This window comes from uncultured Sphingomonas sp. (assembly GCF_937871615.1).
Classification (GTDB): Bacteria; Pseudomonadota; Alphaproteobacteria; order Sphingomonadales; family Sphingomonadaceae; genus Sphingomonas.
Window position 1 is genome coordinate 280,896 of sequence record NZ_CALMPA010000046.1, and the last position, 15,182, is coordinate 296,077.

General features: G+C 67.0%; 16 protein-coding genes. 12 read left to right on the top strand and 4 right to left on the bottom strand.

Translation table 11 applies throughout. The annotated features are described in order from the left end of the window. Positions 1–18: 18 nt before the first annotated feature. Positions 19–2,682, top strand: a complete 2,664-nt coding sequence (gene alaS / locus Q0316_RS14320) for an alanine--tRNA ligase (protein ID WP_298673653.1) — start codon at positions 19–21, stop codon at positions 2,680–2,682. A gap of 46 nt (positions 2,683–2,728) precedes the next feature. Here the strand turns inward: alaS and Q0316_RS14325 are convergent, their stop codons facing one another. Continuing rightward, positions 2,729–3,265 (bottom strand): hypothetical protein, encoded by a 537-nt coding sequence (locus Q0316_RS14325; protein ID WP_298673655.1) that lies wholly within the window; start codon positions 3,263–3,265, stop codon positions 2,729–2,731. Positions 3,266–3,425: 160 nt separating this feature from the next. On the opposite strand from Q0316_RS14325, the gene Q0316_RS14330 reads away from it, so the two are divergent. From Q0316_RS14330 to Q0316_RS14355, 6 genes are all read left to right on the top strand, one after another. Beyond that, positions 3,426–4,130 carry a glutathione S-transferase C-terminal domain-containing protein gene (locus Q0316_RS14330; RefSeq protein WP_298673657.1) on the top strand — a complete coding sequence of 235 codons (705 nt, stop codon included), beginning with the start codon at positions 3,426–3,428 and terminating at the stop codon, positions 4,128–4,130. A 127-nt stretch (positions 4,131–4,257) separates the two neighbouring features. After that, positions 4,258–5,631, top strand: coding sequence for a DNA repair protein RadA (gene radA, locus Q0316_RS14335; protein WP_298673659.1), 1,374 nt, complete (start codon positions 4,258–4,260; stop codon positions 5,629–5,631). 35 nt (positions 5,632–5,666) lie between these two features. Then, entirely contained in the window at positions 5,667–6,236 is a 570-nt protein-coding gene (locus tag Q0316_RS14340) for a CvpA family protein (protein WP_298673661.1), read from the top strand. Next, positions 6,233–6,661 (top strand): iron-sulfur cluster assembly scaffold protein, encoded by a 429-nt coding sequence (locus Q0316_RS14345; protein WP_298673664.1) that lies wholly within the window; start codon positions 6,233–6,235, stop codon positions 6,659–6,661. Before Q0316_RS14340 ends, Q0316_RS14345 begins: the two co-directional genes overlap by 4 nt. Continuing rightward, positions 6,658–8,424: a cation:proton antiporter gene (locus Q0316_RS14350; protein ID WP_298673666.1), complete on the top strand. Its 1,767-nt coding sequence runs from the start codon at positions 6,658–6,660 to the stop codon at positions 8,422–8,424. Before Q0316_RS14345 ends, Q0316_RS14350 begins: the two co-directional genes overlap by 4 nt. Beyond that, positions 8,421–8,753 (top strand): DUF423 domain-containing protein, encoded by a 333-nt coding sequence (locus tag Q0316_RS14355; protein WP_298673669.1) that lies wholly within the window; start codon positions 8,421–8,423, stop codon positions 8,751–8,753. The genes Q0316_RS14350 and Q0316_RS14355 overlap by 4 nt, the downstream gene beginning before the upstream one ends. 18 nt (positions 8,754–8,771) lie before the next feature. On the opposite strand, the gene aroB is transcribed toward Q0316_RS14355, so the two are convergent. Continuing rightward, positions 8,772–9,866 carry a 3-dehydroquinate synthase gene (gene aroB, locus Q0316_RS14360; RefSeq protein WP_298673671.1) on the bottom strand — a complete coding sequence of 365 codons (1,095 nt, stop codon included), beginning with the start codon at positions 9,864–9,866 and terminating at the stop codon, positions 8,772–8,774. Further along, complete coding sequence (locus tag Q0316_RS14365) at positions 9,863–10,405, bottom strand: shikimate kinase (protein ID WP_298673674.1); 543 nt, start codon at positions 10,403–10,405, stop codon at positions 9,863–9,865. The genes aroB and Q0316_RS14365 overlap by 4 nt, the downstream gene beginning before the upstream one ends. Positions 10,406–10,485: 80 nt before the next feature. Here Q0316_RS14365 and Q0316_RS14370 point away from each other — a divergent pair, with 80 nt between their 5' ends. From Q0316_RS14370 to Q0316_RS14390, 5 genes are read left to right on the top strand one after another with little or no spacing between them, the layout of a single operon-like run. Continuing rightward, positions 10,486–10,623, top strand: a complete 138-nt coding sequence (locus Q0316_RS14370) for a hypothetical protein (RefSeq protein ID WP_298673676.1) — start codon at positions 10,486–10,488, stop codon at positions 10,621–10,623. A gap of 16 nt (positions 10,624–10,639) precedes the next feature. After that, positions 10,640–12,385 (top strand): hypothetical protein, encoded by a 1,746-nt coding sequence (locus tag Q0316_RS14375; RefSeq protein ID WP_298673679.1) that lies wholly within the window; start codon positions 10,640–10,642, stop codon positions 12,383–12,385. A gap of 11 nt (positions 12,386–12,396) precedes the next feature. After that, positions 12,397–13,296 (top strand): tyrosine recombinase, encoded by a 900-nt coding sequence (locus tag Q0316_RS14380; protein WP_298673680.1) that lies wholly within the window; start codon positions 12,397–12,399, stop codon positions 13,294–13,296. A gap of 10 nt (positions 13,297–13,306) precedes the next feature. Then, positions 13,307–14,257, top strand: a complete 951-nt coding sequence (locus Q0316_RS14385; protein WP_298673682.1) for an acetyl-CoA carboxylase carboxyltransferase subunit alpha — start codon at positions 13,307–13,309, stop codon at positions 14,255–14,257. A gap of 13 nt (positions 14,258–14,270) precedes the next feature. After that, complete coding sequence (locus Q0316_RS14390; protein ID WP_298673684.1) at positions 14,271–14,459, top strand: hypothetical protein; 189 nt, start codon at positions 14,271–14,273, stop codon at positions 14,457–14,459. A 40-nt stretch (positions 14,460–14,499) separates the two neighbouring features. Here Q0316_RS14390 and Q0316_RS14395 read toward each other — a convergent pair whose 3' ends face one another. Next, the gene (locus Q0316_RS14395) at positions 14,500–15,156 is read right to left on the bottom strand and encodes an alpha/beta hydrolase (protein WP_298673687.1); all 657 of its coding nucleotides are present in this window, start codon (positions 15,154–15,156) and stop codon (positions 14,500–14,502) included. Positions 15,157–15,182 lie beyond the last annotated feature (26 nt).

Genomic DNA, 15,182 nt, shown 5'->3' on the forward strand with positions numbered 1-15,182 from the left:
CTCGCCTAAGTCGCGGGCATGACATCGACCAACGACATCCGCCGCGCGTTTCTCGACTATTTCGGCAGCAACGGTCATCAGATCGTGCCATCCGCGCCGCTCGTGCCCCAGAATGATCCGACGTTGATGTTCGTCAACGCCGGGATGGTGCCGTTCAAGAACGTGTTCACCGGGCTGGAAACGCGGCCTTATTCCACGGCGACCTCCTCACAGAAATGCGTGCGTGCTGGCGGCAAGCACAATGATCTCGATAATGTCGGCTATACCGCGCGGCACCATACGTTCTTTGAAATGCTGGGGAATTTTTCCTTCGGCGATTATTTCAAGGAACAGGCGATCACCCATGCGTGGACGTTGCTGACGAAGGATTTCGCGATCCCCGCCGATCGGCTGCTGGTCACGGTCTATCACACCGACGATCAGGCGTTCGATCTGTGGAAGAAGATCGCGGGCCTGCCCGACAACAAGATCATCCGCATCCCGACCAAGGATAATTTCTGGGCGATGGGCTCGGATGGCCCGTGCGGCCCGTGCTCGGAGATTTTCTACGATCACGGCGATCATATCCCCGGCGGCCCGCCCGGATCGCCCGACGAGGATGGCGATCGCTTCGTCGAAATCTGGAACCTCGTGTTCATGCAGCATCTGCAGGAGGCCGATCAGATCATCGGCGATCTGCCCAAGCCCTCGATCGACACCGGCATGGGGCTGGAGCGGATCGCGGCGGTGTTGCAGGGCGTCCACGACAATTACGATACCGATACGTTCAAGGCGCTGATCGCCGCCTCCGGCGCGCTGACGCATACGCCGACCGATGGCGAGATGAAGGCGAGCCATCGCGTGATCGCCGATCACCTGCGCTGTTCGGGCTTCCTCGTTGCCGATGGCGTGTTGCCCGCGAACGAGGGGCGCGGTTATGTGCTCCGCCGCATCATGCGGCGCGCGATGCGCCATGCGCATCTGCTCGGCGCGAAAGATCCGCTGATGCACCGGCTGGTGCCGGCGCTGGTGGCGGAGATGGGCGCGGCCTATCCCGAACTGGTTCGCGCGCAGCCGCTGATCGAGGCGACCTTGCAGCAGGAGGAAACGCGTTTCCGCCAGACGCTCGACAAGGGACTGAAGCTGCTCGACGAGGCGACCGCGGGGATGAAGGCCGGCGACGTGCTGTCGGGCGAAACCGCGTTCCGGCTCTATGACACTTATGGCTTTCCCTACGACCTCACCGAAGATGCGCTGCGCGCGCAGGATCTGTCGGTCGATCGCGCCGGTTTCGACAGCGCGATGGCGGAGCAGAAGCGCGCGGCGCGCGCGGCGTGGAAGGGTTCGGGGGCGAAGGCGTCGGATGAATTGTGGTTCGATCTCACCGAGGAACTGGGCGCGACCGAGTTCACTGGTTATGCGAACGATACCGGCGAAGGTATTGTTCTCGCGCTGGTAAAGGATGGCGCCAAGGTCGAGCGCGCCGGCGCGGGTGATGCGGTGGACATCATCGTCAACCAGACGCCTTTCTACGGCGAAAGCGGCGGGCAGGTTGGCGATACCGGCAGCATCACCGGCGATCATGGCTTCGCGGCGAGCGTTTCGGATACGTCGAAGCAACTCGGCAAATTGTTCGTCCACCATGCCACGGTCGGCGCGGGTGACGTGAAGGTGGGCGATCCGGTGCGCCTTGCGATCGACGTGAAGCGGCGTGATGCGATTCGCGCCAATCACTCCGCCACCCATTTGCTCCACGAGGCGCTGCGCCAGCGGCTCGGCACGCATGTCGCGCAAAAGGGATCGCTGGTCGCGCCCGATCGCCTGCGCTTCGACGTGTCGCACCCGGTGGCGATGACGGCGGCCGAGATCGCCGATACGGAAGCCGCGGTGAACGCGATGGTGCGCCAGAACGGATCGGTCACCACGCGCGTGATGACGCCCGACGAGGCGATCGAAATGGGCGCGATGGCGCTGTTCGGCGAGAAATACGGCGACGAGGTCCGCGTCGTGTCGATGGGCACCGAAAATGGTGACAAGATCTATTCGCTCGAATTGTGCGGCGGCACCCATGTCAACGCGCTGGGCGATATCGGGCTGTTCAAGGTGGTGAGCGAAGGGGCGGTTTCCTCGGGCGTGCGCCGCGTGGAGGCGCTGACCGGGGAAGCCGCGCGTGCATGGTTCGTCCAGCGCGACGAGAAATTGCGCGAGGCGGCATCGGCGCTCAAGACGACGCCCGATGAAGTGCCGGCGCGCGTCGCGGCGCTGCTTGAGGAGCGCAAGCGGCTGGAACGCGAACTGGCCGAGGCGAAGAAGGCGCTCGCCATGGGCGGCGGTGGCGGCGCCGCGCCGGTGCAGGCCGAACAGGCCGGCGGCGTGGCGTTCATCGGTCAGGTGCTCGACGGTTTCGAGGCGAAGGGCCTGCGCGGCGCGGTGGACGAGACGAAGCAGCGGCTCGGCTCGGGCGTGGCGGTGCTGGTGGCGATCAACGATGGCCGCGCGTCGGTCGCGGTGGGCGTGACGGACGATCTGGTCGCGCGGTTCAGCGCGGTGGAACTGGTGAAAAGCGCGGTCGCCGCGCTCGGCGGGCAGGGCGGTGGTGGCCGTCCCGATATGGCACAGGGCGGCGGGCCGGACGCCGCGAAAGCGCAGGATGCCGTCGCCGCGGTGCGAGCGTCGCTTGAGGCGGCGCGCGCGGACGCCTGAACCAGGGTGACGCCCCGGCGCGCTGCCGGGGCGATTTGCGTGGCGATTACTTCTGCGGCGCGGCGCCCTTGATCGCCGCCTCCAGTTGCTGGGCGGTGAGGCCGATCGTGATGCCGTTCGTTCCGGGGCCGAAACCGGCGATCGGCAGGCGGGCGTCGCCATGCGGCGTGGTGAGCGTGATGAACTGGGCGTCGGCTTCCTTGATCTTGCCGATTTCCGTGCCCCCGCTTCCGTAAACCGCCGCGCCCGGCACCAGCTTGGCCCTGAATTCGGCTGAGTTCGGTTGCTGCTGCGATGCGGCGGCGTCCAGTTGCGCCTTGGTCATGCCCAGCGTCGGGCCTTTCGGGCTCGTGCCGAACGCGCTGAGCGCGAGCGCGGCCTTCACGGTGCCGGTGTCGACCACGGCGTTGGTGCCGTCGGTCGATACGATCGTGCCGACAACGTCGCCCTGCGCGTCATATACAATTGCCCCGGCGGCCACGCCGTGCGCGGCGCTGGCGGCAGGGGCCGGTGCGGCGGTTTGCGCAACGGCGGGGTTGGCAAGCATCGCGCTCGCCGCGATCAGAAACGCCTTTCGATACATGGTCACTCCTCGGTTCTGTCTTAGGACAACGATCCTGTCTGAAGCCTGACCCGCAAGCCTTGGGCGACGGATCGAGCCGGGGAGGGGACGAAAAGCCGGTTGAACCGCGCAATCGCGCACCTAATTGCAAATGGTCCCCAATTTGCCGGAGCAACCCCAGATGCGTGACCTTTCCGCCTTTCCGATCACCCGGCGTTGGCCGGCGACCCACCCGGATCGCATCCAGCTCTATTCGCTGCCGACGCCCAATGGCGTGAAAGTTTCGATCATGCTGGAAGAAACCGGCCTGCCTTATGAACCGCATCTGATAGATTTCGGCAAAAGCGATCAGAAAACATCTGAATTCCTGTCGCTAAATCCGAACGGAAAAATTCCGGCGATCATCGATCCCGATGGCCCAGGCGGGCAGGCGCTGGGCCTGTTCGAGAGCGGCGCGATCCTGCTCTATCTCGCCGACAAGACGGGCCGGTTCATCCCCGCGGACCCGGCCGCGCGCTGGCAAGCGGTGCAGTGGGTGATTTTTCAGATGGGAGGCATCGGGCCGATGTTCGGGCAATTGGGCTTCTTCAACAAATTCGCGGGCAGCGAATGGGAGGACAAGCGCCCGCTCCAGCGCTACACGGACGAGGCGAAGCGTCTGCTCGGCGTTATGAACGGCGCGCTGAGCGGCAAAAGCTGGTTCCTCGGCGACGAATATACGATCGCGGATATTTCGATGCTTGGCTGGGTGCGCAATCTCATCACATTCTATGAGGCGCGCGAACTGGTGGGGTTCGACGATTACCCCAATGTGGCGGCGTGGCTGGAGCGCGGACTGGCGCGCCCGGCGGTGCAGCGCGGACTCACGATACCCGCACGCGAATGACGCTTGGCAGCCGCGCCTGGTCGCGACGTTTCTTCGCGGCGATGGAGCGGCACGGGGCGATTGCCCGCAAGGTTAACGGTTCGTCACCGCTGTTCCCCTATCGTTCCGGCAATGCTACCGATGCGCGATGGCCAAGATCCAGAAGCGTTTCGTCTGCCAGTCCTGCGGCTCCGTCACCTCGCGATGGCAGGGGCAGTGCCTCGATTGTTCGGAATGGAACACGCTGGTCGAGGAAACGCCCGTGATCGTCACGCCGTTTCAGGCGAAGCATAATCTGCAAGGCGGCGGGCGCGCGATCACATTGGTGGGGCTGGATGCCGAGGTTGCGCTGCCCGCCCGGCTGGCGAGCGGAATCGCGGAGCTTGATCGCGCGCTGGGCGGCGGCTTCGTCGAGGGCTCCGCCACGCTGATCGGCGGCGATCCGGGGATCGGCAAGTCGACACTCCTGTTGCAGGCGGCGGCGAAGATGGCGCTTGCCGGCGCACGCGTGGCTTATGTTTCCGGGGAGGAGGCGGCGGATCAGGTGCGGCTGCGCGCGCGGCGACTCGGGCTGGGCAATGCGCCGGTGCAACTCGCCGCCGCCACCTCCGTCCGCGATATCCTGACGACCCTGGGGCAGGAGCGCCCGCCCGCCCTGCTCATCATCGATTCGATCCAGACGATGCATTCCGACCTGATCGAGGGCGCGCCGGGCACGGTCAGCCAGGTGCGCGCCTCCGCGCAGGAACTGATCCGTTTCGCAAAGGAACGCGGCACCGCGTTGGTGCTGGTCGGCCATGTCACCAAGGACGGCACGATCGCCGGCCCGCGCGTGCTTGAGCATATGGTCGATACCGTGCTCGCCTTCGAGGGTGAGCGCAGCCATCAATATCGCATCCTGCGCGCGATCAAGAACCGTTTCGGCGGCACCGACGAGATCGGCGTGTTCGCGATGCAGACGGAAGGGCTGGCCGAAGTTTCGAACCCGTCCGCCCTGTTCCTGACGCAGCGCGAACAGGGCGTGACCGGCACCACCGTCTTCCCAGCACTTGAAGGGACGCGCCCCGTGCTGGTCGAGATACAGGCGCTGGTCGTGCGGCTGGCGAGCGGGGCGACACCGCGCCGCGCCGTGGTCGGCTGGGATTCGGGGCGCCTCGCGATGATCCTTGCCGTGCTGGAGGCACGATGCGGGCTGAGTTTCTCCTCGGCGGAAGTCTATCTGAACATCGCGGGCGGCTATCGCGTGCAGGATCCCGCGGCTGATCTGGCGGTGGCGGCGGCGCTCGTTTCCGCGCTGAGCGAAAGGCCGGTGCCGGCGGAGGCGGTGGCGTTCGGCGAGATCGCGCTGTCAGGCGAGGTTCGCGCCGTCGCTCATGCCGGGCTACGCCTCAAGGAGGCGGGTAAACTGGGGTTCGAACGCGCGCTCGTGCCGGTGGCGATCGCGCGGGAGAAAAGCGAGTTGCAGCTTGCGGGCTTCCGCACGCTCGGCCAGTTCGTTGACCATATGCTGGGGCGCGGGTAGCGGCTGATGCACACCTTATTCTCGAAGCGGACCCGATGAACCTTAACGGCGTTGATATCCTCGTTCTGATCGCGGTGGGAGGAAGCGCCCTGCTCGGCATCAAGCGCGGCTTTGTGACGGAGGTTCTGGCGCTGTTCGCCTGGGTGGCGATGGTTTTCGCGCTGAAACTCTTTCACCTTCCGCTCGCCAAAGCGATGACCGGGCTGATCGGCACCGAATCGGGGGCGGCGGTGCTGGCGTTCGCGGTGCTGGCCGGGCTCACCTATTTTCTTGGCCGCGTCGTCGCCAATGCGATCGGCGCACGGGTGCGGACTTCGGCGATCGGCCCGATCGACCGTGCGCTAGGCTTTGGCTTTGGCGCACTCAAGGGGCTGATCCTGTCCAGCCTCGCGTTTCTCCTGATCGTGCTGGTGCTCGATACGATCAGCGGCGGCCCGGCGCATCGCCCGGCCTGGCTGGCGAAGGCGCGCACTTATCCGTTGCTCAACGCGACAAGCGCCGGGATCGCCGATTTCGTCGAGCGGCGCAGGCGTGGGGAGGCGGTGTTCGGCGATTTGCTTCCGGCGACAGGGAATGGAAGCGCGGCCAAGGACGGGAGCCTTTGAACGCCCCGCTATACAATGACGCTATTCTCCGGCTGACCACCCAGGTGCCGGATCGCCGGCTCGATGCGCCGATGGCATCGAGCGAAAAGCGTTCGCCGATCTGCGGCAGCCGCGTGACGGTGGATATCAATCTGGGATCGGACGGTCGGGTCAGCGAGATTGGAATGCTGGTGCGGGCCTGTGCGCTGGGGCAGGCTTCATCGGCGCTGCTCGCCGCCAGTATTATCGGTCGATCTCCGCACGAACTTCGCACCGCGCGCGATGAACTGGCCGCATGGCTGGCGGGCGCGGGCGCTCAGCCGGGTTGGCCCGGCATTGAGGTATTCCTCCCCGCGCTGGCTTATCATGCCCGCCATCCGTCGATCCGTCTCGCCTTCGAGGCGGCGGCTGAGGCGGCTGAGCGGGCGGGAGAAGTGCCGCGATGAGCGATCCCGGCGCGGCCACCTCGCTGCTGCGCGATGGCTTCATCCTGCTGGGTGCCGGGCTTGGCTTCGTGCTGCTTTTCCGTCGGTTGCGGCTGGGCGCGACGCTGGGCTTTCTCGTCGCGGGCGCGGTGGTCGGGCCGCAGATGCTCGGGCTGGTCGGGGATGCCGAATCGCGGCTGGGGATCGCTGAACTTGGCATCACGCTGCTGCTGTTCATCGTCGGGCTGGAGTTGAACCCGGCGCGGCTGTGGCGGATGAAGCAGGATATCTTCGGGCTGGGGCTGATCCAGGTCGCGGTGTGCGGGATCGCGATCAGCGCGATCATCGCGATATTCGCGCATTTCTCCATCCCGGCGGCGCTGGCGCTGGGGCTGCCGCTCGCGCTTTCGTCGACCGCGCAGGTGCTGCCGATGCTGCAATCGGCCGGGCGGCTGCGCACGCCGTTCGGTGAACGCGCCTTCTCGATCCTGTTGTTTCAGGATCTGTCGATCATCCCGCTCATCACGATCATCGCCGCGATGAGCCGTAATCCGGCGGATACCGGCGGCCCGCCGGGCTGGGTGCTGGTGATCTATACCATCGCGGCGATCGTCGGCCTGATCGCGGCGGGGCGTTTCGTGCTGCGGCCGTTGTTCCGGGGCATCGGCAATCTGGGTGAGCGCGAGATGTTCGTGTTCGCCGCTTTGTTCACCGTGATCGCCAGCGCGGCGCTGATGGAGGCGCTGGGCCTTTCCACCGCGCTGGGCGCGTTCGTCGCGGGGGTGATGCTGGCGGACAGCCCGTATCGCCATGAGCTGGAGGCGGATGTCGAGCCGTTCCGCTCGATCCTGCTTGGCCTGTTCTTCCTCACGATCGGGATGATGCTCAACCTGCACGCGATCGCCGAGCGCCCGCTGTTCGTGGCGGCGATGGCGGCGGCGCTGATCGCGACGAAGACGTTGGTGATCTTCCTCATCGCGCTCGCCTTCCGCATGAACTGGCGCGGCGCGCTGGCGCTTGGCGTGCTGCTCAGCCAGGGCGGCGAATTCGGCTTCGTGCTGTTCGCGCAGGCGACCAACGCCTATCTCATCGCGCCCGATGCGGCTTCGCTGTTCGGCGCGATCATCACTTTGTCGATGGCGACCACGCCGTTCCTGATGATGGCGACGCGGCGGCTGCGCGAGCAGCCCGCCCGCGCTGATGAGGAGCGCGAGGGGCCGAGCGCGGACGGCGCCAACGCGCTGGTGGTGGGTTATGGCCGGTTCGGCCAGACGGTCGGGCAGATTCTGTTGGCGAGCGAGATCCCGGTGACGCTGATCGACACCGATATCGAGATGATCGACGTTGCCGCGGAATTCGGCGCCAAGGTCTATTACGGCGACGGCACCCGGCTGGACGTGTTGCGACAGGCGGGCGCGGCGGACGCGGAACTGATCCTGTTCTGCATCGACGGGGACCAGATTTCGCCCGATATCATGGAGGGCGTGCACAAGGCGTTTCCCGATGCCGCCATCTATGTTCGTGCTTACGATCGCCGCGCGCTGGTGAAGCTCAAAGGCGGGCCGGCCAAACTGGTGGTCCGCGAGGTGCTCGAATCCGCGGTGACGATGGCCCGGCGCGCGCTGGGCGAGCTGGGCGTCGCCAATGAGGAGATCGACCGCGCCGAGGCGATGTATCGCGCGCGTGACAAGGAGCGGCTGCGTATCCAGATCGAAGCCGGTGACATTCGCGCGGCGCGCACGCTTACCGCGCAGCAGGTGCCATGGGGGAGCAACGATAAATGAATCTGCTGATGATCCTCGCTGCGCTGTCCGGCGCGATGGCGGTTGCCGCCGGTGCGTTCGGCGCGCATGGCGCGAGCGGCGCGGCGGCGGAATGGCTCAAGACGGGCGCGCATTATCAACTCATCCACGCGGTGGCCGCGCTTGTCGCGCTGCGGCTTGATCTGCGCGGGCCGGCATGGCTGTTCATCGCGGGCGGCGGATTGTTCGCCGCCACGCTCTATTTGATGGCGATCGGCGCGCCGCGCTGGTTCGGCGCGATCACGCCGATCGGCGGCGCATTGCTGATCGGCGCGTGGCTGTGGCTCGCGTGGAGCGGTCTGCGCGGTTGAAATCGCGCTGAGCCGCCGTCAACCCGCCGCGAGGAACGCCTCGACCGCGCCGAGATCGACATCGCGATCAAGATAGGTCTGGCCGATCCCGCGCGCGAGCAGGAACGGGATGCGCCCCGCGCTCGCTTTCTTATCATGGCGCATATGCTCGATCAGCCGCGCCGCTGGCGCGTTGATTCCAGCGGCGGCCAAGCCATCGGGCAGCCCGCTCGCCCGCCAATGCGCCGCGACGCGTTCGGCGTCCTCCCTCGTGCACAGCCCCTGCGCGGCGGAAAAGCCGAACGCCAGCGCGCAGCCCGCTGCCACACCCTCGCCGTGCAGCAGCCGCTCCGAAAAGCCGGTTTCCGCCTCCAGAGCATGGCCGAAGGTATGGCCGAGGTTGAGCAGCGCGCGGCGCCCGGATGTCTCGAACTCGTCGTCGCCCACGATCCGCGCCTTGGCCGCGACGGCGTGGGAAATCGCATAGGTCCGCGCTTCCGCATCCCCGGCGAGCAGCTTCGCGCCATTCGCCTCGCACCAGGCGAAGAAACCGGCGTCGTCGATCAGCCCGTATTTCACCACTTCGGCATAGCCGGCGCGAACCTGCCGCGCGGGCAGGGTATCGAGCACGTCGGGGTCGATCAGCACCATTTTCGGCTGGTGGAAGGCGCCGATCAGATTCTTGCCCGCGCGCGTGTTGATCCCGGTCTTGCCGCCGACCGACGAATCGACCTGCGCGAGCAAGGTGGTCGGCACCTGCACGAAGCCGCAGCCGCGCTTCAGGATCGCGGTGGCGAAGCCGACGAGATCGCCGATCACCCCGCCGCCAAGTGCTATGACATGATCGCCGCGCTCCACGCCGAGATCGAGCAGCCGGTCGGTGAGCGCCTCCAGCGTCGCCCAGCTTTTCGAGCCTTCGCCGGCGGGCAGGACGATCGCTTCGCTGCGCAGCCCCGCGGCATCGAGCGAGCCGCGCAGCACCGCGAGATGGCGCGCGACATTCTCGTCCGCCACGATCACGATCGGGCGTCCGCGCGCGATCGGCGAAAGATGCTCGCCCGCGCGGGCCAGCAGCCCGGATTCGATCGTCACGGGATAGCTGCGCGCACCCAGTTCCACCTTCACCACGCTCACTTGCCGATCGCCTCCAATATCGCCCGCACGGTCACATCATGCGGCACATTGTTGCTCGGCACGCGGACGGGCGCCTGCGCGTAGAGCGGGTTGCGGAGCGCGGCCAGTTCCCGCAGCACCTTTTCGGGGTCTTTCCCGGTCAAGAGCGGGCGATGGTCGCGCTTGCGCACCCGCTCCACCAGCACCTCGATCGAGGCATCGAGCCAGATCGCAAGCGCCTCCGCCAGGATCAGCGCGCGCGTCTCATCGTTGACGAACGCGCCGCCGCCGGTCGCGATCACCTTTGGCGCACCGTCCATCAGCCGCGCGATCACGCGGCGCTCCCCGGCGCGGAAATATTGCTCGCCATATCGCGCGAACATCTCGGCGATGGTCATGCCCGCCGCCTGTTCGATCTCGTTATCCGCATCGACGAAGGGCAAGCCGAGCCGGATCGCCAGCCGCCGCCCGACGGTGGATTTGCCCGCGCCCATCAGCCCCACCAGCACGATCGGCTGGCCGGTCCATATCGGTGAAGCGGGGGCGGGGCTTTGCAACATCGTCAGCGCGGCTATACAGCGCAGCGACGCGTAGGCCATAGTCGAGTGGTCGGGTTCTCGCGTCGGACAGGATGGGTTTGATGTCTCGGTTGATCGTCTCGCTGGTGGTGCTGCTGCTGATCGTGATCGGCGCGCTATACTTCTTCGCCGGTCGAGCGGGTGAAAAGCCGATGACGCGGATCGAAAAGGCGGTCGAGCTTGGCAATCTCGCGGGTTAAGGCCGCCGCGGCCGCGTTGACGGCCGCCACGCTCGCCGCCGCTGCGGTCGCCCAGAACAACAAATCCCCCGAATCGCTGCTGCCGCCGGGCTTCGGTGAGCCGGTGGCGCAACCGACCGCCGCGCCGCCGCCGAGCGCGCCGCCGCCTGCCGCAGGGGCGCCGGTGTCCGCCGCGCAACAGACGCCGATCGGGCTTCCCGACAACGGCATCGCGCCAGCGCCAACCCCGATCGCGATCCCATCGCCCGACGCGGCGACACTGGCGCAATATGAGATGCCCGCCTTCGCGCGCCGTTCGCTCGCGCTGGTCGGACCGACTGGCACCGCCGAGGGCGGTTTCGCGCGGAACGCGTGGGGCAATGCCGACGGTCGTTTCCTGGAAGTGCTGATGCGGCGGCTTTCCGCGCCGCTCCCGTCGCGCTGGTTGTCGATCGCGCTCCGTCGTGCGCTGGTTTCGCAGGTCGATACGCCATATGGGCTGAACGGCGCCGATTTCGCGGCGGAGCGCGCATGGTTGTTGCTGCGCATGGGCGAATCGGTTTCCGCGCGCGCGCTGGTTCAGTCGGTCGATATTCGCAACGCCACGCCCAAGCTGCGCGACGTGTGGATGCAGGCGGCGCTGGCGACGGCCGATCCAGGCGCGCTTTGCCCGCTGACGGATGCTGCGCTGCGCAATGACAATCAGCCGGGATGGATGCTGGCGCAAGCGATGTGCGCCGCGCTGGTCGGCGAACCGGGCGCCGCGCAGCCGCTGATCGCACAGGCACGCCGCGCCCGCGTGGCGAGCGGTATTGATCTGCGGCTGGCGCAGAAGGTGATCGGCGCTGGCGCGGATAGCCGAGAGGCGATCACGATCGAATGGGGGCCTGTTGTCCAGCTCAACGCATGGCGCTTCGGCCTCGCCACCGCGACCGGCATCGCGGTGCCCGATTCGCTGTACGAAACGGTCGGGCCGCAAGTCACCGGCTGGCGCGCGCTTACGCCCGCGATCCCGCTCGCCGATCGCGCCGCACCCGCCGAACGCGCGGCGGCGATGGGGGTGTTGTCGAACCTCGCGCTGGTCGATCTTTACGGAGCGATCGACGCGGCGGACGACATGCCGGCGGCGCTTTCCGCCACCGCATCCGATCTGCGCAGCGCATATGCCGGCGCGGACGTGCCGACCCGGCTCGGCGCGCTGCGGCAATTGTGGGAAGGTGCGACGACGAGGCAGGGCGAATATGCCCGGCTGATCCTCACCGCGCGCGCCGCCGCCCGCGTCCGCCCCGGCGACGGCAAAAGCGAGGCGGATCGCATCGTCGCCGCGATGCTTTCGGCGGGCATGGATCGCACCGCGATGCGCTGGCGCGACACCGTGGCGCAGGGTAGCGATGGCTGGGCGATGCTGATGCTCGCCGATCCCGATGGCGCCACGCGGCTCGGCTACGGGCAGGTTTCTGGCTATGCCAGCGCGCGCAAGCAGCAATTGTTCTTCGCCGGCCTTGCCGGGCTGGGGCGCCTTTCGCCCGGCGATATCGAACGCGGCGCGCAGGAATTCAACGTCACGATCGGCGCGGACAACCCGTGGACGCGCGCGCTCGATCGCGCCACCCGCGATCGTCAGCCGGCGACCGTGCTGCTGCTCGCCGCGATCGGGATGCAGACCGGGGACTGGCGCGGGGTGCCGCCGGACATGCTCTATCGCATCATCACCGCGCTGCGCGTCGTCGGGCTGGGCGGCGAGGCACGGATGATCGCGGTTGAAGCGTTGACCCGCGCCTGACGCGCGCCGCGATGGCATCCGATCGCGCCCTGATCGACCGATTTCTGGAGATGATGGCCGCGCAGGCGGGGGCCGCGCGCAATACCATCGCCGCCTATCGCAGCGATCTGCTGCTCGCCTCGGAGGTGCTGGGTGGCGAACTGGCGCGCGCCGACGAAGCTGCGCTCGCGCGCCTGGGGGAAAGCTGGCTGCCGCTTTCGCGGGCGAGCGTGGCGCGCAAATCGGCTGCCTTGCGCCGCTTCTACGCCTTTCTTGTCGATGAAGGGATGCGCGGCGACGATCCCGGCATTGCGCTGCCGCGCCCCGGCGCCCGTCGCGCGTTGCCGAAGACGCTGTCGCACGCCGATATCGAGCGGCTGTTCCGGGCACTCGCCGCGCGATTGGCGCGCGACCCGCCCGATCCCAGCGACAGCCGGATGGAGGCGCTGCTTGAGCTGCTCTACGGCTCCGGCCTGCGTGCGACCGAACTGGTTTCGCTGCCGCGCAACGCGATCCAGCCCGATCGCCCGTTCCTGATCCTGCGCGGCAAGGGCGGGCGTGAGCGGCTGGTGCCGGTTTCCGATCGCGCGCGCGCGGCGGTCGCGCGGTGGCGGGAGCATGTCGCTGCGGATCGGCCGTTCCTGTTTCCTTCGGGCAAGGGGCATTTGTCGCGCGTTCGCCTCTATCAGTTGATTCGCGCGCTGGCCGCGGATGCCGGCATTCCGCCCGATCGCATCAGCCCGCATGTGCTGCGCCACGCCTTTGCCACGCACCTGCTGGAAGGCGGCGCGGATTTGCGCGCGCTCCAGTCGATGCTGGGCCATGCAGACATCGCCACGACCGAAATTTACACCCATGTCGACAGTCGGCGGCTGGTAGAACTGGTCAACGAATACCATCCGCTCGTTGACGTGGCGAAGCGCGCGCCCTAGCGCCCATACCATGCCGACTTTCCTCGATTTCGAGAAGCCGATCGCCGAACTGCAAGCGCGAATCGACGAACTACGCGAAACTGGCGCCGATGGCGGCGTCAACATCGACGCGGAGGTCGCCAAATTGCAGGCGAAATCCGATAAGCTGCTGCGCGACACGTTCGCGAAGCTGACCGCCTGGCAGAAGACGCAGATCGCGCGCCATCCCGAACGGCCGCATTTCAAGGATTATGTCGCCGGGCTGTTCGATGAATTCGTTCCCCTTGCCGGCGATCGCGGCTTTGCCGACGATCAGGCTATCCTTGGCGGCTTTGCCACTTTCCGTGGCCGCCGCGTGCTCGTGCTTGGCCATGAGAAGGGCGACGATACCGCGTCGCGCCTGCGTCACAATTTCGGGATGGGTAAGCCCGAAGGCTATCGCAAGGCGGTGCGCCTGATGGAACTCGCCGATCGCTTCGCGCTGCCGGTGGTAACCTTGGTCGATACGTCGGGCGCCTTCCCCGGCCTTCAGGCCGAGGAGCGCGGGCAGGCGGAAGCGATCGCGCGTTCAACCGAGACAAGTCTCGCGCTTGGCGTGCCGATGGTTGCGGCGGTGGTGGGCGAGGGCGGCTCGGGCGGCGCGGTCGCGCTGGCCTGCGGCAATCGGGTGCTGATGTTCGAGCACGCCGTCTATTCGGTGATCTCGCCGGAGGGTTGCGCCTCGATCCTGTGGCGCACCGCCGACAAGGCGGCAGAGGCGGCAGAGGCGATGAAGGTGACGGCGCAGGATCTGAAATCGCTCGGCGTGATCGACGCGATCGTGCCCGAGCCGGTTGGCGGCGCGCATCGTGATCGCGCGGCGGCGATCGCTGTGCTCGGCGACGCGATCGAGCGTTCGCTCAACGAACTGGCCTCGCTCTCGCCGGAGGCGCTGCGCAAGGATCGCCGCGTGAAATTCCTGGCGATGGGGCGGGTGAACTGATCCGCCGCCGGCCATGAACGACGCGCTGCTCGGCATCGCTCAGGCCGCGCCGTCGATCGGGATGATCGCCGCCTTCGCGTGTCTGATCGGCGGGCTGTATCTGGTGAGCAAGGGGCGGGATCGGCGCAAGGGCGTGCTGCTGCTCGTCATGTCGGCGGTGCTGATCGCCAACGTCCTGATCTGGACGCTTCCTTCGGCCTGAAGAAGAAGGGGCGCCCATTTCGGAGCGCCCCTTTTGCCATTCAGCGGATCGGCGAATCCGGCGCGAGCCGCATATCGAGATAATTATCGACCGACTTCATCAGGTCGTCCATCTCATGCTCGAAGAAATGGTTGGCGCGCGGGATCACGTCATGGTGGATCGTGATGTGGCGCTGCGTGCGGAGCTTATCCACCAGCTTCTGCGTCGCACCGGGCGTCGCCACCTCGTCCTGCTCGCCCTGGATGATGATGCCGGACGACGGGCAGGGCGCGAGGAAGGTGAAATCATAAAGGTTCGCCGGCGGCGCGATCGAGATGAAGCCGCGAATCTCCGGACGGCGCATCAGCAATTGCATCCCGATCCACGCGCCGAACGAGAAGCCGGCGATCCAGGTGGTGGATGCTTCCGGGTGGAAGCTCTGCACCCAGTCGAGCGCGCTCGCGGCATCCGAAAGCTCGCCGATGCCGTTGTCGAACGTGCCCTGGCTTTTGCCGACGCCGCGGAAATTGAAACGCAGCGTGGCGAAGCCGCGTCGCTGGAACGTCTTGTACAGCGCCTGCACGATATGATTGTTCATCGTGCCGCCCGCATTGGGATGCGGATGCAGGATCATCGCAACGGGTGCGCGCGGCTTGGGAGCGGGGACGAAACGCCCCTCAAGGCGGCCTTCGGGGCCGGGGAAGATCACTTCAGGCATTGTTTCTCGTTCTTTGGGGGCGCGGG